2 protein-coding genes are annotated in these 815 nt (G+C 62.1%); one reads left to right on the forward strand and one right to left on the reverse strand.

The window, feature by feature from the left end:
* The coding region (locus tag MHZ35_RS17930; RefSeq protein ID WP_239436857.1) for a hypothetical protein at positions 1-200 on the forward strand (200 nt) is incomplete at its 5' end.
* Here MHZ35_RS17930 and MHZ35_RS17935 read toward each other — a convergent pair.
* Positions 197-815 (reverse strand): acyltransferase family protein (locus MHZ35_RS17935; protein ID WP_239436858.1); only part of this gene is annotated, 619 nt, incomplete at its 5' end. The two genes, MHZ35_RS17930 and MHZ35_RS17935, sit on opposite strands and share 4 nt — an antisense overlap.

Consider the following 815-nt stretch of genomic DNA (forward strand, 5'->3'; position numbering starts at 1 on the left):
CGGTGACGATCTCAGGCACCGAATACGGCAAGGTCTACACGCTGCGTGGCGCCGGCGGCATGCCGCTGTCGTCGCAGGTGGCAACGGGGTCGCAGGTGGTGTTCACCGCCCCGCATTACCCGGCGGCTTCGATTACCGAAGGCGCGACCACTCTGCACGCGCCTGCCGGGGGCATCTGGGGCGGTGACGTACTGGGTTAGCTCCGGCTCTTGTGCGGCGATTGCAGCTTGGAAATGTGGTCGCCAATGCGCCGGCTGAGTTTCCCTGACGGGTGCTCGACGATTTCGTAGAACGCTACGGCAACTGGGACGGAAGCGACCACGCCGAAGACCACGCGCGCAAGCAGTGGCCATGAGGCCGGCAGGCTATGAACCGACGCTGCGATCACCGGCATGTGGACAAGGTAAAGGCTGAACGAGATCCGGCCGATGAAGACCGGTACGCGGCCCAGCAGGAAGACCATGCCTCTACCCTCGACGATCGAGAGAATGATCAACAGGCTGGCCGCGGCCGTGTTCATGATCGTGAGCGCGAACTCAGCCAGGCTGGGAACATACATCGTGTTGGCAGGTCCTTTCGCGAGGCCCGCTAGGGCGACTACCCAAAGCACGAGGCGGGTTGGTGCGTTCATCTCCGCGAGCACAGAGCGCAGTTGTCGGCTGTGCATGGTGATGAGGTGTCCGCCGTCAGCACCAATGGCACAGATTTGAGGTTGTGATTTAAGGAGGATCTGGGCTTCGTCGTAGTGACGAAGGAACGAAGATGAAGCCCAGATCCTCCAATGTAAAATCGCCCGCCAAGGCCCCAGCAGCCCG

Origin of the sequence: Sphingomonas sp. ACRSK (assembly GCF_022346685.1) — a bacterium.
Taxonomy (GTDB): domain Bacteria; phylum Pseudomonadota; class Alphaproteobacteria; order Sphingomonadales; family Sphingomonadaceae; genus Sphingomonas; species Sphingomonas molluscorum.